Source organism: Erysipelothrix piscisicarius (assembly GCF_003931795.1).
Lineage (GTDB): Bacteria > Bacillota_I > Bacilli_A > Erysipelotrichales > Erysipelotrichaceae > Erysipelothrix > Erysipelothrix piscisicarius.
This window is the reverse complement of record NZ_CP034234.1, coordinates 1,548,796-1,569,744: the sequence shown is the minus strand read 5'-3', so window position 1 is coordinate 1,569,744 and position 20,949 is coordinate 1,548,796. Positions and strand designations below refer to the sequence as shown.

The 20,949-nt window shown below is 36.8% G+C and carries 19 protein-coding genes; 14 read left to right on the top strand and 5 right to left on the bottom strand.

The features are described from left to right. The first annotated feature begins 117 nt into the window (after positions 1-117). A complete protein-coding gene (locus EEI45_RS07765; RefSeq protein WP_125164795.1) occupies positions 118-1,227 on the top strand; it encodes a M42 family metallopeptidase in 1,110 nt (369 codons plus the stop codon). A gap of 898 nt (positions 1,228-2,125) precedes the next feature. Further along, positions 2,126-2,533 carry an SRPBCC family protein gene (locus EEI45_RS07760; protein WP_125164794.1) on the top strand — a complete coding sequence of 136 codons (408 nt, stop codon included), beginning with the start codon at positions 2,126-2,128 and terminating at the stop codon, positions 2,531-2,533. A gap of 7 nt (positions 2,534-2,540) precedes the next feature. On the opposite strand, the gene EEI45_RS07755 is transcribed toward EEI45_RS07760, so the two are convergent. Further along, positions 2,541-3,248: a GntR family transcriptional regulator gene (locus EEI45_RS07755; RefSeq protein WP_125164793.1), complete on the bottom strand. Its 708-nt coding sequence runs from the start codon at positions 3,246-3,248 to the stop codon at positions 2,541-2,543. A 203-nt stretch (positions 3,249-3,451) separates the two neighbouring features. On the opposite strand from EEI45_RS07755, the gene EEI45_RS07750 reads away from it, so the two are divergent. Together EEI45_RS07750 and EEI45_RS07745 are read left to right on the top strand one after the other, a co-directional pair. Next, entirely contained in the window at positions 3,452-3,931 is a 480-nt protein-coding gene (locus EEI45_RS07750; RefSeq protein WP_125164792.1) for a peptidylprolyl isomerase, read from the top strand. A gap of 110 nt (positions 3,932-4,041) precedes the next feature. Further along, positions 4,042-5,187: a CDP-glycerol glycerophosphotransferase family protein gene (locus tag EEI45_RS07745; RefSeq protein WP_125164791.1), complete on the top strand. Its 1,146-nt coding sequence runs from the start codon at positions 4,042-4,044 to the stop codon at positions 5,185-5,187. A 58-nt stretch (positions 5,188-5,245) separates the two neighbouring features. Here EEI45_RS07745 and EEI45_RS07740 read toward each other — a convergent pair whose 3' ends face one another. From EEI45_RS07740 to EEI45_RS07730, 4 genes are all read right to left on the bottom strand, one after another. Next, positions 5,246-5,755, bottom strand: a complete 510-nt coding sequence (locus tag EEI45_RS07740) for a DDE-type integrase/transposase/recombinase (RefSeq protein WP_228410283.1) — start codon at positions 5,753-5,755, stop codon at positions 5,246-5,248. Between the two features lie 80 nt (positions 5,756-5,835). Then, positions 5,836-5,991, bottom strand: a complete 156-nt coding sequence (locus EEI45_RS09645) for a hypothetical protein (protein ID WP_228410326.1) — start codon at positions 5,989-5,991, stop codon at positions 5,836-5,838. A 108-nt stretch (positions 5,992-6,099) separates the two neighbouring features. Next, the gene (locus EEI45_RS07735) at positions 6,100-6,471 is read right to left on the bottom strand and encodes a helix-turn-helix domain-containing protein (RefSeq protein ID WP_181950057.1); all 372 of its coding nucleotides are present in this window, start codon (positions 6,469-6,471) and stop codon (positions 6,100-6,102) included. A 94-nt stretch (positions 6,472-6,565) separates the two neighbouring features. After that, complete coding sequence (locus EEI45_RS07730) at positions 6,566-6,985, bottom strand: DUF2721 domain-containing protein (RefSeq protein ID WP_125164790.1); 420 nt, start codon at positions 6,983-6,985, stop codon at positions 6,566-6,568. Between the two features lie 133 nt (positions 6,986-7,118). Here EEI45_RS07730 and EEI45_RS07725 point away from each other — a divergent pair, with 133 nt between their 5' ends. The 10 genes from EEI45_RS07725 to EEI45_RS07680 all read left to right on the top strand — a co-directional run bounded on the left by EEI45_RS07725 (position 7,119) and on the right by EEI45_RS07680 (position 20,948). Beyond that, positions 7,119-8,105 carry a lipoate--protein ligase gene (locus tag EEI45_RS07725; protein WP_125164789.1) on the top strand — a complete coding sequence of 329 codons (987 nt, stop codon included), beginning with the start codon at positions 7,119-7,121 and terminating at the stop codon, positions 8,103-8,105. A gap of 125 nt (positions 8,106-8,230) precedes the next feature. After that, on the top strand, positions 8,231-9,361 hold the full coding sequence (gene pdhA / locus EEI45_RS07720) for a pyruvate dehydrogenase (acetyl-transferring) E1 component subunit alpha (protein ID WP_125164788.1): 1,131 nt from the start codon (positions 8,231-8,233) through the stop codon (positions 9,359-9,361). After that, the gene (locus tag EEI45_RS07715) at positions 9,361-10,341 is read left to right on the top strand and encodes an alpha-ketoacid dehydrogenase subunit beta (RefSeq protein ID WP_125164787.1); all 981 of its coding nucleotides are present in this window, start codon (positions 9,361-9,363) and stop codon (positions 10,339-10,341) included. The genes pdhA and EEI45_RS07715 overlap by 1 nt, the downstream gene beginning before the upstream one ends. Positions 10,342-10,361: 20 nt before the next feature. After that, entirely contained in the window at positions 10,362-11,945 is a 1,584-nt protein-coding gene (locus EEI45_RS07710) for a dihydrolipoyllysine-residue acetyltransferase (RefSeq protein ID WP_125164786.1), read from the top strand. Positions 11,946-11,964: 19 nt separating this feature from the next. Then, complete coding sequence (gene lpdA / locus EEI45_RS07705) at positions 11,965-13,371, top strand: dihydrolipoyl dehydrogenase (protein ID WP_125164785.1); 1,407 nt, start codon at positions 11,965-11,967, stop codon at positions 13,369-13,371. 386 nt (positions 13,372-13,757) lie between these two features. Next, a complete protein-coding gene (locus tag EEI45_RS07700) occupies positions 13,758-15,473 on the top strand; it encodes an ABC transporter substrate-binding protein (protein WP_228410325.1) in 1,716 nt (571 codons plus the stop codon). A 141-nt stretch (positions 15,474-15,614) separates the two neighbouring features. After that, positions 15,615-16,586 (top strand): ABC transporter permease, encoded by a 972-nt coding sequence (locus EEI45_RS07695; protein WP_125164784.1) that lies wholly within the window; start codon positions 15,615-15,617, stop codon positions 16,584-16,586. 11 nt (positions 16,587-16,597) lie between these two features. Beyond that, the gene (locus EEI45_RS07690) at positions 16,598-18,457 is read left to right on the top strand and encodes an ABC transporter permease subunit (RefSeq protein WP_125164783.1); all 1,860 of its coding nucleotides are present in this window, start codon (positions 16,598-16,600) and stop codon (positions 18,455-18,457) included. Between the two features lie 59 nt (positions 18,458-18,516). Further along, positions 18,517-20,004, top strand: coding sequence for an oligopeptide/dipeptide ABC transporter ATP-binding protein (locus tag EEI45_RS10035; RefSeq protein WP_125164782.1), 1,488 nt, complete (start codon positions 18,517-18,519; stop codon positions 20,002-20,004). Positions 20,005-20,006: 2 nt separating this feature from the next. Further along, positions 20,007-20,948 carry an ABC transporter ATP-binding protein gene (locus tag EEI45_RS07680; protein WP_125164781.1) on the top strand — a complete coding sequence of 314 codons (942 nt, stop codon included), beginning with the start codon at positions 20,007-20,009 and terminating at the stop codon, positions 20,946-20,948. Position 20,949: the final 1 nt, after the last annotated feature.

The following is a 20,949-nucleotide window of genomic DNA, read 5'->3' as shown; positions in this document are numbered from 1 at the left end:
CATTGATTTTAGATGATTCGGTCGCATCTTTGTAGGGTGTCGTATTACATCATAATTAGCGTCTTAATACTGTAAGATTATTGGATTATAGTGAGGGTCTAGAAATAGGAGAATGATATGAAGAAAAATATTACACTTGAAGAAGCATATGGTGATGTAAATTTAGAAATGCTTGCTGATTTTACGCTTACAAATGGTATCTCAGGTCACGAAAAAGATGTTGCCAATGTCTTTAAATCATGGGTTGAAGAGAGTGCGGATGATATCTGTTTTGACAATTTAGGATCAATTATTGCTCATAAAAAAGGTGCTGAAAATGGACCTAAGATTATGTTAGCAGGTCATATCGATGAAGTGGGTTTCTTGGTTCGTAGCATCGATGATAATGGTTTTTTACGAATTCACCCAGTAGGCGGATGGTGGCCACATGTCTTGCTGTCTCAACCAGTTACAATTCAAACACGTGATCGAAAAATGTATGTTGGTGTTACAGGCTCTAAGGCACCGCACGGAATGAAGCCGGCGGTACGTAATAAAGTTATGGACATCACTGAGGTTTTCGTTGATCTTGGTGTAGCATCAAAAGATGAAGTTGAATTATTAGGAATTCAAGTTGGTGATACCGTAACTCCAAAATCTGACTTCCACGTGTTGGCAAACCCAAACTTCTTAATGTCAAAGGCTTGGGATGACCGTATTGGTGCGGCTATTGTTGTCGATGTTATGAGACAGCTTAAAGATGTACAAACAGCATCCCATATTTACTCAGTGGGAACTGTACAAGAAGAAGTTGGATTACGTGGTGCACGTACTGCAGCACAAACAATTAATCCAGATATTGCATTTGCTGTTGATGTCACTATCGCTACCGATACACCAGGTGAAGATAACCGTATTAAAATGGGTGTCGGTGCAACTTTAGAAGTGATGGATGGTTCTGTTATTGGTCATAAAGGACTTCTCTATTACCTTCAGGATCTTGCTGAAGAGATGAATATTGATACACAATTTGAAATCCTGGCTGCTGGAGGGACGGATTCTGGGGAAATCCATAAAGTTCATGATGGTGTTATTACGTTAACCCTTTCAATTCCTGCGCGTTACATTCACTCACACTTAGGTATTATTCATCGTAAAGATTACGCAGATACAGTTGCTCTCATTACTGAATTCTGTAAACGATGCGATGCGGATGTGCTTGAATCCTTACAAAACTACAAAAGATAAGTCTATGACTTATCTTTTTCTTTTACTCGAGACGTCTTAATATCGAGTAAGCTTTGAGTATTTATTTCTCGGTTTGTCTTGACTGTAGCCTTAACGACGAATGATCGTTATATCCTTTCACAAACTCGAACGATAAGATGCGATTTTATCTGACAAAGAGGCCTTGTTCTGTTTCAATCAGCTTGTATTAATCATAAGATATGGTACATTTAAATTATTGAAGGGGAACATCTTTAAAAATTGTAGAAGTACGCAGCTGCAGTAATAAATAAAAATCATTCGTCAAAACGGTTGTGATAATGGCTGATTTGGATGCTCTGTCAAATAAAACGGGTTGATCTAGTAGGGCGCATTTGATGCATCAGTTCGGACTCGATATTGCTTAGTTGCTCGCAATGATACCAAGATATTCTCTGTATAACTAATTTTGGGGGAGGGTTATGATGATTCACAATCATGATGTGTTTTTTACCATCGTAAGCATACTGTGTTTATTGCTAATAATGATTATGTTAGTGTTAATAGTAAATGAGACCAAAGGGTGTTGGAATAGAAAACTATTCAAATATACCAACGCGATTTATTTATTAATTTTTCCGATTATTCTCTATATAGAGAAACCGGACTCAAATATAATTGTGACCGTTTATTTTATTTTTTATCTTTGTTTTGTTATGGGTCGAAAAATAATACTAAAAAAAGAGACAGCATAGTTTCTTTCATTTTTCAAATTCAGTCGTAGCATTTTAAATTTGATGGGTTTATGTCGTTTAAGCGCAAAAAATCATGCCCTTTCATCCAATGATTTTTCTTTCGCTATCGTTGATATCTAAATTCAAAACGATAAGTCGTAGACTTATCGTTTTTTCGGTTATAATAAAGAAAAGTGAGGTAATGTATGCTTAAAGAAACAGTTTTTATTGAGGCGCCTTTAGAAGAAGCATTGGAACGTTTCGAACTTGAGTTCGCAAAGCTTTTCAAGTGTAGCCCTAAAAAGATGCTGAATCGTGAAATGAAGGCTAAGGTTAAAACCATGAATGGTCGTGATATTGAATTAAAGCAACGTGTTATCATTCATGACCGCTATAAACATTTCGCATTTGTATCCGAGAACCCTAAAGAGACCGTTACAACCCATTATGAATTTTTTGAAGACAAAGATGGCACGTTTATTTCTTCATATGATGAGAAGAGTAAGGGTGAAATGTTATATCGTCTTCCGTTTATCAAACAAAAAGTTCGTAAACAACTTAAGGGACGACTCCAACAAATTAAATTGATGATTGAAGCAGAAAAGGGAGCATAGCTCCCTTTTAAATTGGACTGGATAATTTTAAGAATCGTGCATACTTATAATGATGGTAGTCAATCGAATAGTCGAAAATTTCTCCGTTTTTAAGCATTGCCTTACTTGTTGTTTTTAAAGCCGGATCACCGAGATGCAGTCCCAGTAATTCCGCATTTGTATTATCTAAAGAACCCGCTTCAATTAAGCGGTCAATATACCCAACTTCTTGTCTTAGCCCCTCTTGAATATAAGAATAAATCGAATTTTCAATAATTTCTCGATTTAAATACGGAATAAGATTACGATTAAAATATGAATACTCTACAACCCATCGATTGCCATCGACGATTCGTAATCGATTCACAAAATACAATTGGGTTCCAACTTCACAATTCATCTCAATGGCAATTTCTCGATTGGCTGAAATCTCTTGAAAGTCTAAGATTTTGGTTTCGATTCGATTTTTTTTATGATTTGAGGATAAGCCATGAAAATTTTCTAAATTAATTGCATTGATATGATCCACATCACGAACAAACATACCACTTCCTTGAACGGAGATAATATAACCTTGTCGTGATAAGAGGCCAATGGCTTTTCGAATGGTATTTCGACTAACATCAAACTCCTGCATTAAAGCTTCTTCGGTTGGAATTTTTGTATTAGAAGGATAGATACCATCCATAATACGATCTTCAATTATAGTACTAATTATTCGATACTTATGTGACATAATGTGCTCCTTTATCTCAATTATAACATGGACTAAGAAAAGTAACGCGAACGTCCTTTAGGGGTTTATGATGACCTGACTTCGAAAGGTAAGTCTAAGACTTGCGATGAACCGATTTTGTAAAGATGTGGTTTTAAACCTTTCAAGAATTCCTCCTAGTAAAAGTATAGCACTTTTGCTATGATTGTCACGGAGGTATTTTTATGACACAAACAATTAAAATTACAATGAATAGTGGTAAAACCATGACTGCTGAACTCTATGAAGACATTGCACCTAAAACGGTTGCAAACTTTGTGAAGCTCATCGAAGAAAAGTTTTATGATGGATTAATTTTTCACCGTGTAATTCCTGGATTTATGATTCAGGGAGGCTGCCCTAATGGAACAGGAATGGGTGGTCCTGGATATGAAATTGAAGGTGAATTTACATCAAATGGTTTTAAAAATGACTTAAAACACAGTAAAGGGGTTCTATCGATGGCACGTGCTATGGATCCAAACAGTGCTGGAAGTCAATTCTTTATTATGGCTGAGGATGCACCACATTTAGATGGTCAATATGCAAGTTTTGGTAAACTTGTGGATGGTATTGAAGTGGTTGATGAAATCGTTCATGTTAAACGTGATCGAAATGATAAGCCACTTGAGCCTCAAATCATTCAAACAATCGAGTTAATTTAATTGGGGAAAGGTGTGTGATGCACCTTTTCTTTATTTCAAAGAGAATAGGAATTGTTGATTATTTATAGTATAATACCCCATGTATATAAAACCTTTCAAGGAGGTTATGAATGAAGAAAAAACTTGATTATATATTAAAACACAATAAAGTCTTGTTAATCGTATTTACAAAGACCCTGTCCATGGTCTTCCGATTTATTGGTTTGTTTATTCGTACTGAAGAAAATTTAATCTTAATATCTGCAAACTCTCGCGGCTATAACGATAGTCCCCGTGCCATTTATGAATATATGAAAAAAGATTCGAAATACGCACAGTATCGTTTTGTATGGGCGGTTGATGATGTTACACAAACAATCGACGGTGCCGATCTTGTTAAAGCGGACACGTGGCAATATTTTAAAACTGCGTTGAAAGCACAGTATTGGATTACAAGTGTTAATATTGAACGCGGCTTGCATTTTAAAAAGAAAAAGACGGTCTTTCTCAATACATGGCACGGTGTAGCAATTAATGAGATGGGCAATGCGGTAGCGGGTCGAACCGATTTTGATTGGTCCGATACGGATTATATTTGTTATAGTGCGGAAAATGAAAGACCCATCTATTATCGAGACTTTAATGCACGTCCAGAGTCAATGGTCCCTACAGGACTTCCTCGTAATGATGAATTGTACCATGTGGATTCGGATAAAGTTATCGAAATTAAACGAAGTTTAAACATCCCTGAAGATAAAAAAGTGATTCTCTATGCACCGACATGGCGGGATAGTGAAGACTTCGGTAAGAGTTATCAAATTAAACCACCCATTGACTGTGACGTTTGGAAAAAGGCCTTGGGTGATGAATATGTTGTTATCTTAAGAACGCATCCTTATACCAATGAATTGATGGGAGTTACCTTTGATGATTTCTTCTATGATGGAACGATGTATCCTCGTGTAAACGACTTGATGATGATTTCAGATATCCTTATCTCAGACTACTCAAGTATTATCTTTGATTATTGTGTCCTTGAAAGACCTGTAATCTGCTTTGGTTATGACTATGAAGCGTATTCTGAAAAACGTGGATTTTATATTGACTTAGAGACAGTGATTCCTAGTGGTATCATTCGTGATGAAGCGCATCTTATCGAACACATCAAATCGATGAATTATGAAGAACAAGTTGCGAAAACTAAGGTAATGAAAGAAAATCATGTCACCTATGGTGGTAATGCTACAGAACAAATTGTTAATGTAGTATTTGGATAAAAGAAAAGCTGATCATAATATGTGGAGTTGTCAAACAAAAGTAGACATTAATAAAAGACTAGAAACCCTTATCCATTTTATATTGGATAGGGGTTTTGTAATTTAAACAGTAAGCAGGTCTTTCAAAATTGAAATAATGTACATATTCTTCGATAAAATTTTCAAAGTTATCTACGGACCAGTATTGATAATCACACGCCATTTCTGCTTTAATCCATCCATTTAATGATTCGATAATTGGATTATCTGTAGGTGTTCCAGCTCGCGACATAGATCTAATTATGTTATAATTTTCATGCGCTTTAGCGAAAGCTTTAGAGTGGTAGACAGCTCCTTGATCTGTGTGAAGAATCGTGGGAGCTGTTTTTTTATTATCCTTAAGTAGCGCAAGGAGATCCTCGAGACACTTGTAGTAAGGCTTAGGATCACCAGTTGTACGCGATAATGCAGAACTGATAATTTCATTGTTAAAGGTATCAACCATTAAAGTCCATTCATAATTAATCCCTTTGTTTCGAATATGTGTCATATCTGAAACAATAATTTCTAAAGGTTTGGTTGCCTCCATTGATTCTTTATAATATTAGGATAAATTCGACTTTGTGTTCCAGGTTTTATAGGAATAGTGTTTAACTTTTGATTTAATATTTAAAACTTGCAACACTTGTGGATTAAATTATCGGAAAATTCAATCCCTAAATCACTTTGCTTTCTCATGACTGCAGCGATATCATGATAACCATAACTTGGAAAACGGCGATGCCAGTCTTTAATCACAAAGCTAAGAATCGCTCTTTTGTTCATAAATATTGAGATCATTCTTATGCTTTAACCACTTGTAATAACCAGATCGGTTCAAATTCATAAATCTAAGAATGAACGTAATCGGATGTTTAAAAGATAAGTCATGTGCTATTTGGAATTCTTGTCTTTAAAGTAACGAACTCCTTGTTTACACCAACTCCTTTCACCTGGTACCCTTTTTAATCGTGCAATCTCAATATCTCGTTTTAGAATTTCGAGTTGAAGTCGTTCGAGCTCAGTTAATGATTTACTCGTATGAAGCGCAGAAAAATGATTTCCTGTCTTTTTCTTGTTTTTTAAACCCTCTTTACCATCACGCATGAATCGATCAATCCAACCATTAATCGTTCCTTTAGGTATTCCTGTTTCTTGTGATAGTTTCGCAGCACTTATATGTTCATCAATATGACGTGTAACGACTTTAATACGATCCTCATAAGTCCATTTATTATTTAATCCACCTTTGGGTCTTCCCATCATTAATACCTCCGTTTTATCTCTGATTTTATTATTACACAAAAAAGTAGACAAGTCTTTTTTACTTGTCTACTTTTAGTTTACTACTCCATAAGTGCTAATTGTTTTCGTTCTTATTTTTAATATCTTGTAACTGAATGGTAAGTGCTTCTATTGATATAGAAAGTTCCTTTAGTAAATAGACCAATGAAATAACAAGTAGAACTAAACTGAGTGCAAATACTATATGAGAGAACGTAACCATGGCTGCGTTATATTGTACAAAGAGCGTAAGGAGCATGCTAAGCACAGCCCCAATAAAACTCATAGCTCCAAGGACCTGCATGGATTTAATGTATTTCATCCGTGTTTGAAGGTTAATTATCTGAGCGAGAATCTGTTTATTTGGGGAATCTTGATGTTTTTCGTAAAGATCGCGTATCAGCCCAGCAAGCACGACAAAACGGTTTGTATAAGCGAGCATGAGCAGAGAAATTGCAGGAAAAATCATAGCGGGTGTTTGTAATGTGAATTCCATAATTTAATCTCCTTTTTAGTTGTCAAAACGATAACGAAGTGAATGTGAAATATAAATTCACTTTAGTTGAATTATATCGCAATGGTCTTTAAAATGAAAGTGGATGTGGGAGATAGAGAGTGAGGTAACAAGTATGAGATACTTAAAAAATCCATCAACAAATCCTTATTTTAATTTAGCACTTGATGAGTATGCGATGAAGCACATCAATTGTGATGAGGATTTTTTCTTTCTATGGCAAAATGGGCCAGCGGTAATTATTGGGAAAAATCAAAATACCGTCGAAGAAATTAATCAGAAATTTATTGAGGATAACAAAATCAAAGTTGCACGTCGTGTTTCAGGTGGTGGTGCAGTGTATCACGATTTTGGAAATCTTAATTTTACATTTGTGATTAATGTGGATGACCCAGGAAAAGTCAATTATAAAAAGTATGTTCAGCCAATTATTGATGCACTTGCAAGTATGGGTATCAATGCGGAGGCGTCAGGACGTAATGATATTTTAATTGATGGACTTAAGATTTCAGGAAATGCACAACGCATGGCAAATGGAAAGCTCATGCACCATGGTACGTTGTTGTTTGATGTTAATATTGAGGATATGGTTCAAGCGTTAAATGTTGATCCTGATAAAATTACATCAAAGGGTGTAAAATCAGTGCGATCACGTGTAACCAATATTAAGGAACATTTACCTGAAGGGACTGATCTTAAAACCTTTTGGGATGAGTTACAATACTTTTTATCGAATAAGGGGCAAGATGAAGAAATTATTCTCGCACCTGAAGAAATTGCGAAAATCGAGTATGAGGCAATCAACCGATTTGGCACATGGGATTGGATTTATGGTGCATCACCAGAGTTTAATCTTAAAAACAGTAAACGATTTGCGGGCGGACGTGTTGAAGTCTTGATGGATGTCAGCGAAGGCCATATCGATCACGTTCGATTTATTGGAGATTACCTCGGATTAGAAGATGTCGCGGATGTCGAAGCGCGCCTTCAAGGTGCTCGTTTCAAACAAAGCGATGTCGACGCCGTGCTTTCGGAAATGGATTTACGAAAATACTTTGGTAATATCACAAAAGAGGAATTATTAGAGTTGATGTTTGATTAGATTTAAACATCAACTGAATTTTGCTCGAAAGTAGCAATATCGTTGAATGAAATGCGCTTACGTGTTACATTTAAACTGTAATTAGGCATTACCACTTAATGACCTAAGCAAGATATAGAAGGGAAATGGAAATTTCAATGGCACAAGTTAAGAAAGATAAAGCGTTGGATTTCGCTGCTCAACTGAAAAATGTTGAAAAGCTTTACCCAACATTCCAGATTCTTGATGAAACTGGGAAAGTTGTTAACAAAGAAATGTTACCAGACTTAAAAGATGAGGAGTTAGTAGAACTCTTTGAAAATATGTTATGGTCACGAGCATTAAACGACCGTTCAACTACATTAGCACGTCAAGGACGTCTTGGATTCTTCGCTCCTACAGCTGGACAAGAAGCAAGTCAAATGGCGAGTCACTTTGCATTTAATGAAGGGGATATTTTATTCCCAGGATATCGTGATATTCCTCAATTAGTAAAACACGGATTACCACTACATAAGGCATTCTTATGGAGCCGTGGACACGTTGAAGGAAACAACTATCCAGAAGATTTCAATGCAATGCCACCACAAATTATTATTGGTGCACAAATTATTCAAGCTGCAGGAGCTGGAATTGCACTGAAAAAACGTGGAAAAGCACAAGTAGCATTTACATATACAGGAGAGGGTGGATCATCACAAGGTGATACTTATGAAGGTCTTAACTATGCGGGAGCATTTAAAGCACCTGTAGTGTTCTTTATTCAAAATAATGGATATGCGATTTCAACACCACGTCACGTCCAAACAGCAGCACCTACACTTGCTCAAAAAGCAGCAGCTGCGGGTATCCCTGGTGTTCAAGTAGACGGTATGGATCCCCTAGCAGTCTATGGTGCAACAAAAGCAGCACGTGATTGGGCAATTGAAGGAAATGGTCCAGTGTTAATTGAAACACTGACATCACGTTTCGGTCCTCACTCACTTTCAGGTGATGATCCAAAACGATACAGAACGCAAGCAAGTTTTGATGAATGGGATAAAAAAGATCCATTGATCAGAATGCGTAATTTCTTAACAGAAAAAGGTCTTTGGGACGACGAAAAAGAAGTTGAATTGATTGCTCAAATTGATGATGAAATCAAAGAAGCTGTTAAACTTGCTGATTCAGCACCAAAACAAAAAGTTTCTGACTTCTTGAAGAATATGTTCGAAGAACCAACAAATACTATTGCAGAACAAATTGAATATTTTGAAAACAAGGAGGGTAACAAATAATGGCACAACTAACAATGATTCAAGCCATTACTGAAGCGCTTGATATTGCCCTTGAACGTGACGAAAATACATTGATTTTCGGTGAAGACGTTGGGAAAAACGGTGGAGTATTCCGTGCAACTGACGGACTTCAAGAAAAACACGGTGAAGACCGCGTATTTGATACACCATTAGCTGAATCAGGTATTGGTGGATTAGCAATCGGATTGGCATTAGAAAAATTCCGTCCAATTCCTGAAATCCAATTCTTCGGTTTTGTATTCGAAGTAATGGACTCAGTTGTTGCACAAATGGCACGTACACGTTACCGTTTAGGAAACACACGTAACATGCCTATTACTATTCGTTCACCATTTGGTGGTGGAGTTCACACCCCTGAACTCCATTCAGATAACTTAGAAGGTCTAATGGCACAATCACCTGGAATTAAAGTGGTTATCCCATCAAACCCATATGATGCGAAAGGTTTACTTTTAGCTTCTATTGAAGATAACGATCCTGTTGTTTTCTTAGAACACATGAAATTATACCGTTCATTCCGTGAGGAAGTTCCAGAAGGATACTATACAGTTCCTTTAGGAAAAGCGAATGTTGTTAAAGAAGGTAATGATGTAACAATTATTACTTATGGTGCAATGGTTCGTGAATCAATGAAAGCTGTTGAAACACTTGCAGCAGAAGGTATTTCTGCAGAAGTAATCGACTTACGTACAGTTTCACCAATTGACTTAGATACAATTATCGAATCTGTAACGAAAACAGGACGTTTAGTTGTTGTACAAGAAGCACAACGTCAAGCCGGAGTAGGCGCACATGTTATGTCGGAAATCGCAGAACGCGCAATTCTTACATTAAAAGCACCTGTAGGTCGTGTTGCAGCACCAGATACAATTTTCCCATTTGGTTTAGCTGAAAACGATTGGTTACCAAACGAAGAAGACATCACTAATAAAGTACGTGAAATTGTTAACTTTGATTAATTTAGGAGGCGAAGTGCATAATGTCATTTATATTTAAAATGCCTGACGTAGGTGAAGGAATTGCTGAAGGAGAAATCGTTAGTTGGTTCGTTAAAGAAGGCGACACAATTAAAGAAGATGAACCTCTATTAGAAGTTCAAAACGATAAACTCGTTCAAGAAATCCCATCCCCAGTATCAGGCACAATTACAAAAATTATGGTCGAACCAGGAACTGTAGCTACAGTTGGTGACGATCTCGTTGAAATCGTAGCAGAAGGCGCAGTAGCATCTGCACCTGCTAAAGAAGAGACAGCAGCACCTGCACCTGCAGCAGCTGCCGGATCATTTGTGTTTAATATGCCAGATGTGGGTGAAGGTATCGCTGAAGGTGAAATTGTACAATGGTTCGTTAAAGTCGGTGATGACATCCAAGAAGATGCACCACTATTAGAAGTTCAAAATGATAAGCTTGTTCAAGAAATCCCATCCCCAGTATCTGGAAAAATTATGAATATCATGATTGAAGCGGGTACAGTGGCAACAGTTGGACAACCACTCGTTGAATTTGCGGCAGAAGGACATGCACCAGCATCAACTCCTGCACAAACAGCAGCTCCAGTTGCAACTGCAAGCCATGCTGTTGCGGGAAATGGTGAATCGTTTGCACAAAATAAAATTGCTGGACGCGTTCTAGCAATGCCATCGGTTCGTCAGTTTGCACGTGAAAATAATGTTGATTTAACACTTGTTACAGCAACAGGTAAACACGGACATATCCGTAAATCAGATGTTGAAGCATTTATCGCAGGCGGCGCAGCTGCACCAGCAGTTGAAACTCCAGTCGTGGAAGCTACACCATCCGTTGAAACAGCACCAGTAGCAAAACCTGCAGCTAAACCAGCTCCAGTTGTTGTTACAGGATCAACTACACGTGAAAAAATGACACCAACACGTAAAGCAATTTCTAAAGCAATGGTTACAAGTAAGGCAACAGCACCACACGTTACATTATTTGACGAAGTGGATGTTACAGAACTTGTAAATCACCGTAAGAAATTCAAAGAAATTGCAGCTGCACAAGATGTTAAACTAACATTCTTACCTTACATTGTTAAGGCGCTAACTGCAGTTGTGCGTAAATACCCAATCTTAAATTCAAGTGTTGATGACTCAACACAAGAAATTGTTTACAAAAACTTCATTAACATTGGTTTTGCAGCAGATACACCTCACGGTTTATATGTTCCAAATATCAAAAATGCTGATTCAAAAGGAATCTTTACAGTTGCTAAAGAAATCTCAACATTGGCAGCCGCAGCAAATGATAATACATTAGCTGGAGCAGATATGCGCGATGGTTCAATTACAATTAGTAATATTGGATCAGCACGTGGACTCTGGTTTACACCAATCATCAACTACCCAGAAGTAGCGATCTTGGGTGTAGGAAGTATTGATAAGAAACCAGTTGTTCTAGCAGATGGAACAATCGGCGTTGGAAATATGTTAGCATTATCATTAAGCTTCGACCACCGTATCATCGATGGTGCCCTAGCACAAAATGCCATGAACGAACTCAAGAGATTGTTAAACAATCCTGAGCTTCTATTGATGGAATCTTAATTGGAAGGTGGAATAGTACATGGTAGTAGGAGATTTAGCTCTTGAATTAGATACAATTGTTATTGGTTCAGGTCCTGGTGGATATGTTGCGGCAATTCGTGCAGCTCAATTAGGACAAAAAGTAGCAATTATTGAAAAAGATAATATTGGTGGCGTTTGCCTTAATGTTGGATGTATTCCTTCAAAAGCGTTAATTAATGCAGGTCATCGATACCAAGAATCAATGAATTCAGAAACATTTGGTGTTACAGCCGAAAATGTTAAAATTGATTTTACAAAAACACAAGCATGGAAAGATGAGCAAGTTGTTAATAAACTTACATCTGGAATTGCTATGTTATTAAAGAAAAATAAAGTTGAAATCATCCGTGGTACAGCATTCTTTAATGACACGCATCAATTACGTGTTGTAAATGATGAGTCAGCTCAATCATATACATTTAAACACTGTATTATTGCAACAGGTAGTCGTCCAATTGAAATCAAAGGATTTAAATTTGGAAAACGTATCATTGACTCAACAGGTGGATTAAACTTAAAAGAAATTCCTAAGAAACTTGTTGTTATCGGTGGAGGCTATATTGGTTCAGAATTAGCAGGTGTTTATGCTAATTTAGGATCAGAAATTACAATTCTTGAAGGAGCGCCTTCAATCTTACCTCAATTCGATAAAGACATGATTAAACTTGTTGAAAACGAATTTAAGAAAAAAGACGTTACAATCGTAAATAATGCTATGGCAAAAGATGCTAAAGAAACAAAAGATGGAGTTGTTGTTAGTTATGAAGTATATGGCAAACCCGCTACAATCGAAGCAGATTACGTTATGGTTACAGTTGGACGTCGTCCTAACACAGATGATCTTGGCTTACAAGTTGCCGGTGTTGAGACAAACGAACGTGGACTTATTACTGTAGATAAACAAGGACGTACAAGCCAAAAACATATCTTTGCTATTGGTGACGTAACTCCAGGTTTAGCATTAGCGCACAAAGCTTCATACGAAGCAAAAGTTGCTGCTGAAGCAATCTCAGGCCAACCTTCAGAAATCGACTATGTTGCGATTCCAGCGGTATGTTTCACAGACCCTGAATTAGCAACTGTTGGATTAACTGAAAAAGAAGCTAAAGACCAAGGATTAATAGTTAAAGTATCAAAATTCCCATTTGGTGCAAACGGTCGTGCACTTTCACTTAATGCAGTTGAAGGATTCGTAAGACTTATATCAGAAAAAGACACAGGATTACTACTTGGTGGACAAGTAGCCGGTGTTGGAGCAAGTGATATTATTGCTGAAATCGGATTAGCTGTTGAAGCACGCATGAATGTTGAAGATCTTTCTCTAACAATCCATGCTCACCCAACACTATCAGAAACAGTTATGGATGCATCTGAAATTTCACTCGGATTGCCAATTCATATTTAATCTATATAATAAGGATGCGAAAGCATCCTTATTTTATTCATTCGAATTTGTAGTTTTTTTGTATTATCTTGTATTAATTTCTGAAAGTTGTTTCAGGTATTTCGGACGCTTCACGCCAAACTATGGATTTTTTGTGATATATTAGAATTACTTTTCATGATAAATATTCATACAACTTAAAATATTCGTCATTAAACGCACTAAACAGTGGATATTTCATAGAATAACAGCAAATGTAAATTGTTTCAGAGATTTTATGATTTATTTTCATAAAATTGATAATATACTGAAAAATCAATTGACAAATTTTCTGTATCCTATATAATACATTCATACAGTATCACTTATCTGTATCAATGTTTGACAACAAAAGGAGGAGAATTACCATGAAAAAATTAATGATTGCATTCGTTGCAGCGTTATTGGTTCTTACTGGTTGTGGATCACAAGGTTCATCCAGTACATTAACGGTTGCGGCCCCTGCTTCACAAAATGGTGATTTTGTGGAAGGGTTCGGATCGAATGCCTATGACCGATGGGCAACTAACTTAATGCACTTAGGTGCAAGCGTTTTCTATATTGATCGCGATACTTCAGAGATCAAGCCAAATCCTAACTTCGTAGAAAGCCATGAAGTTAAAGCAGACAGCGAAGGAAATAAAACTTATACCTTCAAAATCAAAGGTGGCAATAAATACTCTGATGGAACAGAAATCACAGCTAAAGACTACGTTATGGCTATGTTGTTCCGTGCACATCCAGCTTGGATGAAAGTTGCATCAATGGAAAGTACCGGAGATGAACTTTTAGGTTATAACGCATATAGCACAGGGGAATCAAAAGTTTTCGAAGGGGTTAAATTAATCGACGACAATACATTCTCATTAACAATCGATAAAGCAAACTTGCCATACTACTTTGAAGCAAGTAAAGCTGATATCTCACCTGAACCAATGCATGTTTGGTTTAAGGATGCTAAATTAAATGCTGAAGGAAACGCATTCGACAACACACCTGAAGAAATTCAAGGAGCTGTTGAATATGTTTCAACAACTGAACGATACAAACCAACTGTTGTAGTAGGTGCGTATAAGTTAGAAAGCTATGAAAATGGTACAACAATTCTTGTTAAAAATGATCAATATGTAGGAAACTACGAAGGTCAAAAACCAGAAGTTGAAAAAGTTGTAATCCGTCAAGTTGACTCAAACGTTACAGTACAAGCGATCGAAAAAGGTGAAGTTGATTTATCACCAGGAAACATCGAGGGTGAATACATCAATAAAGCAAAAGAACTTGAATTACAAACTGTTAACTATCCACGTAATGGATTTGGTAACATCACATTAAAAGCAAATAAAGGACCAACTCAATACAAAGAAGTACGTCAATCAATTGGTTACATGTTAAACCGTAACGAATTTGTTCAAAAAATTGCTGGTGGATACGGTTCTGTAGTTAATGGACCATTCGGATTATCACAATGGTTCTATAAAGATAACAAGGACAAGATTGAAAGTTCACTTATCGACTATACTTACAACATTACTAAAGCAAACGAATTACTAGATCAATCAATCTACAAATTCGAAAAAGATGGTGTTACACCATTTGATGCAAGTAAAGCAAGTAAAGATTATGCTCGTTATGATGCAGATGGAAATAAACTTGTTGTAAAACACTTTGGTTCTGAGAAGAACTCAGTAACAGATTTAATTGTATCTCAATTAGTTCCTGCAGCTGAAAAAGCTGGTATGGAATACTACATTGAACAAGGTGAATTTGCTACTTTAGGTGCATACATGCAAGGACGTGAAGAGAATGACTTTAATGCATTTAACCTTGCAACATCATTCACATCACTTTATGATCCATGGCAAAACCATTCAAAATATGTTGGAACAGGTTTAAACTGGAGTGATATTTCAGATCCAGAACTTGATGCAGCTATTGAAAAGGTACGTCGTATTGAACCAGGAAATCGTGAAGCTTATTCAGCAGCAGTTGTTGAATACTTCCAACTTTGGAATGACCTCTTGTTCCAAATCCTCTCTACTCAAATCTATACCATGACATCGCGTCAAACCGTGTTAAAGGTTTAGAAAAAGTAACACCAGAGATGGACTGGTCAAAAACTATGGAATATATCTCAATCGAAGGATAATTTGAGTTATAATTGAATGTAAGTACTATAAGAAGTGTCAATCGGCACTTCTTATAGTCGTGTTAAAAGGAGAAAAACGATGTTTAAGTATATGATAAAACGGATTATGTCGTTGATTCCTGTTGTGATCATCATTTCAATCATGCTGTTTTCATTAGTGAAAATGATGCCTGGTGATCCCGTAATAGGAATGATAAACCCAGCGATCAAAGATCCAGAACAATACCAAAGGGCTTACGATGAGGCTGCAGAGCGCATCGGTCATAACAAGCCACTCCCAGAACAATATGTTCGTTGGGTAAAAAACACACTTTCGGGTGATTTAGGAATTTCAACTTCTAAAAATAAACCCGTAAAAGAGGTTATTGCAACACCTCTTAAAAATACAGTATTTCTTAATATAATTTCTACAACAATTGCGTTTGTTATTTCAATTATTGTAGGTATTAAATCAGCCGTGAATCGTGGCGGAAAATTTGATAAATTTTGGCAAGTCTTTTCACTTGTCGGAATGTCAATGCCAACATTGTTAATCTCGATCTTGTTAATTTACTTCTTTGCAATTAAATTAAGCATCTCCCCTACAGGTGGGATGCCACTTGCTGGAACTACAGGGATTGCATATGTGGGGCAATGGTTCCGTTATGCAGCCTTACCAATTATCACATTAACCATTGGTTCATTTGCATCGACAATTCGATATGTCAGAAATGCAATGATTGAAGTGTTAAACAGTGATTATATTCGTACTGCACGTGCCAAAGGGTTATCAGGAAAAGTCATTGTCTATTCGCATGCGTTTAGAAATGCTCTAATTCCAGTTGTAACGGTTCTTGCAGGTTCGATTGCTGGTATTTTTGGGGGTGCCGCAATTACTGAACAAATCTTCTCGTGGAACGGGATTGGAAACGTCTTGATTCAAGGAGTTGGTAGTCGTGACCTCATGCTTGTATTAGCGATGAACATGTTCTACGCAATCTTATCACTCGTTTCAAACATTGTTATGGATATTGGATACGCGATGGTTGACCCACGTGTTAAATTAGATTAGGGGATTTTGATATGGACAATAATAAGAAAAATTCATTTTGGTCAAGTATCAAATCGATGTTTGCTAATCTATTTAAGAGTGGTGGACAACGACGCGAAGAACTTGAAGATTTAATCGCAGAAGATGTGGTTATCAGCCCATCAAAACAAATTGCGAGAAACTTTTTTGAAAACAAACTTGGAGTAACGGGACTTATTGGTTTTGTGTTAATTTTTGCGATTGTTTTTGGGACAACGACATTCAGACCGTATAACTCATACGAACATGAAACCGTATTAAATAACCTTGCTCCAGGAACGAAGTATTTAAATATTCCCAAGGAAATACAAGGGAAAAACATTGAGACAATTAGCAGTGGTACTTCCTATTCTGTTGCATTAGATGACGCAGGAAAAGTACATTTCTGGGGACAACGTCCTGATAAGAAATTTAAAGTTGATCAAATTGTCGAAAAGACGAAAAATAGTAAAATTAAATCACTAGCATCTGGAGATAAATTTGTTGTTGCAGTCACCGAAAACAATCAATTTATTGGTGTGGGTGAAAATACCTTCTCTCAAACAGAACTACCATTTGATGTCATGGAAGAACTTGGTAGTGACAACATTGTTAAAGTAGCAGCAGGGAAACGCTTTACTGCAATTGTTACAGATAAAGGAAAAATCTATACATGGGGTAGTGTTCTTGAGAACAACCTCGATAATATTCCCAAAAGTATCCAAGGTCGTGTTAAAGACATTGCCATTGGACAATTTAATATCATCGCTTTACTTGATGACGGATCATTAGTAGCATTCGGTCAAGGTGGTACTGAAGTTGGTGCTATCCCGACAGAATTAACAGATGGTTCTGTTAAAGTCACTCAAGTTGAGCTTACAAAAACATCAGCAATGGCTTTAGATGCTGATGGTAATGTTCATACATGGGGTTCACATGGTAAATTCCAAAGTGTTCCTGAACTTGATGGTAAAGTTGTTCAAATTTCATCAACATTAACATCCTTTAACGCACTTACTGAATCGGGTCACGTCTATGCTTGGGGTGAGGGCAAATTTAATTTAACAGATGTTCCAACATCAGTAACAAACGTTAAAAACAAACAAATTTTCTCAGACCACTTCCAATCATTTGCTGTGAGCGAAGATAATCAAATTAACGGTTGGGGAAATAAAGGATTTATCTTGGGAACCGATGACATGGGACGCTCAATTGGAGAACGCTTGCTTTACGGTGGTCGTATCTCATTAACCGTTGGAGCGATTTCAATGATTATTTCTACACTCATCGGTGTTCTTGTTGGTTTAATTGCTGGATTCTACGGTGGTTGGGTTGATAACTTATTAATGCGTATTGCTGAAGTTATTAGTGCTTTCCCATTCTTGCCGCTTGCAATTACCTTATCGGCTTTATTACCTTCATCAACAACACAACCACAACGTCTTGCGATGATTATGGTTATTTTGGGGGTTATCTCGTGGCCGGGTGTTGCACGTCTTGTACGTGGACAAATCCTAGCTGAACGTGAGAAAGATTTCGTTCTTGCCGCACGCGCTTTAGGATTAAAAGAAAAAACAATTATTATTCGCCATATCTTACCAAGTGTATTTAACTTTATTATTGTTAATATGACGCTTGGATATGCTTCCAGCTTGCTAACAGAAGCCGGACTCTCATATTTAGGATTTGGTGTTAAGCCGCCTTCACCATCATGGGGTAATATGCTTAATGGTGTTGCAAATACAACAGTTATTGAAAATTACTGGTGGCAATGGCTTCTACCAGCACTCTGCGTTATGCTTACAGCCTTGTCTGTTAACTTAATGGGAGATGCACTTCGTGATGCTATGGATCCGAAGTCGAACCAGAAATAGGGGATGGTAGATAAAATGACAAATACAGTAAAATTAAAAAGTAAGGATGGGATTATATAATGGAAAATAAAGATAATCGCGTTCTCATTAAGGTTGAACACTTACAAAAATATTTCCCAATCAAAAAATCAAGTATTTTCCAACGTAAACAAGAATATGTAAAAGCGAACAAAGATATCTCAATTGAAATTTTTGAAGGCGAAACATTAGGACTTGTTGGAGAATCAGGTTGTGGTAAATCCACGTTTGGTCGTACATTAATTCAATTGTACGATCAAACAGGTGGTGTATCACTTTATTATGGTGAAACAATTGAAGAAATGATGCCTGAGTACGTACGCGGAGTATACAAATCAATACCAAAAGTTTTTGGTAAACATGATGCGGAATACCAAGCGATTAAAGACCTTGAATCAAAAATTGAAGGAACATCAGGCGAAGAATTTATTGAACTTAATGAATCATTGCGTCTTTTGAAGATTGCATATGAGACAACTTACGGAAATATTTTCCGTCTTGCCGGTGGGCTTCTTGTTCATGATAATCTGAATGAAGTAAGCAATTTACTCCTCTCAAAATATCAAAAAGGGAGTGCTGTTGCGAAGTTACATAAAGAACTTGAAATGGAAACATTACGCAATACCATGCACGATAAAAAAGCGAATGGTAATGTCACAAGTTTAAAAGAAAAATTAGAACAAGCGCAAAAAGAGTTGAATGACGTTAATGTGGTTATTAACGAAATGAAGGCGAAATTATCATCTCATGATAATTTTGAAGAATATGAATCTTTACTTGATGATGGTATCGATTTATCATCATTAAATAAACAAGAGATGCGTTTCTTACGTAAGGATTTACAAATTATTTTCCAAGATCCATATTCTTCACTTGATCCTCGTTTTACCGTAGGAAACATCATTGGAGAGGGGCTGATTGCTCATAAACTCTTCAAGGATGCAAACAGTGATGAATACAATGAATACATTATTGATATAATGGAAAAATGTGGACTTCAGAAAGAATTTATTCACCGTTATCCTCACCAATTTTCAGGTGGACAACGTCAACGTATTGGGATTGCACGTGCATTAGCACTTCGTCCTAAGTTTATCGTTTGTGATGAAGCGGTAAGTGCATTGGATGTTTCAATCCAATCACAAGTTATTAACTTACTTCAAGATCTTAAGGATGAACATAACCTAACATACCTCTTTATTACACATGACTTGGGTGTGGTTCGCTATATTAGTGACCGTATTGGTGTTATGTATTTTGGTAATTTGGTTGAACTTGCACCTGCTGAAGAAATCTTTAGCAATCCACAACATCCTTATACGAAACAATTGCTTGCAGCAATTCCTCGTATGGAAAAAGATGAAGCAGAAATTGCCGAACTCCTTAAAGTTGTTCCTAATGGCATTTTCGATTTCACATTTGAAGAAACGGGTGAAGCAGATAAAGATTGGTATGAAGTGGCACCAGATCACTTTGTAGCATGTCGTCTGCTTAATGCCGAAGCGAAGAACAAGAAAGGAGGTATGTAAGCATGGCTTTATTAGAAATTAAAAACCTACATACCTACTTCGATACAAAACGCGGGTTAGTAAAAGCTGTTAACGGTGTATCCTTCTCCGTTGATGAAGGACGTACACTGGGTATTGTTGGTGAATCAGGAAGTGGAAAGAGTCAGACAGCGATGTCAATCTTACAACTTTTTGAGTCAAACCAACGTATTTATGAGGGTGAAATTGTCTTTAATGGTGAAGTGCTCTCAGATTACACTGAAGAACAATTACGTAAAATTCGTGGAAATGATATTTCGATGATTTTCCAAGAACCAATGACTAGTCTAAACCCTGTCTTTACCGTTGAACGTCAAATCAGTGAAGTTTTAATGCTTCACCAAGGAATGAGTAAACAAGAGGCAAGTCAACGTGCACTTGAGATGCTTGCATCTGTTAAAATTCCTCGCCCTGAAAAAGTATTAAAAAACTATCCTCACCAATTATCAGGTGGGATGAGTCAACGTGTTATGATTGCGATGGCACTTGCATGTAATCCTAAGCTTCTCATTGCGGATGAGCCTACAACAGCGCTTGACGTTATCATTCAAGCAGAGATTCTAAAACTTATGAATGATCTTAAAAATGATTACAATACCTCAATTCTCTTTATTACCCATGACCTTGGTGTTATCAGCCAAATGGCAGATGATGTTATTGTTATGTATGGTGGTAAGATTGTTGAAGCTGCACCAATTAAAGCAATCTTTACGGATGCAAAACATCCATATACAAAACGCTTATTAAATGCGTTCTTAAAAACGGATATTAGTGGACGTAAAGATCGTAAAGAAGTTGAGGCAAACCTCTATGCTTCTGAAAACGATGTTTATGATTTCCATAACTTTAAAACAAATGCAGTTGCAGATGTTGATTGGCATAATGTTGGCGAAAACCATTATGTTGCATGTAATTTAAAGAAATAGT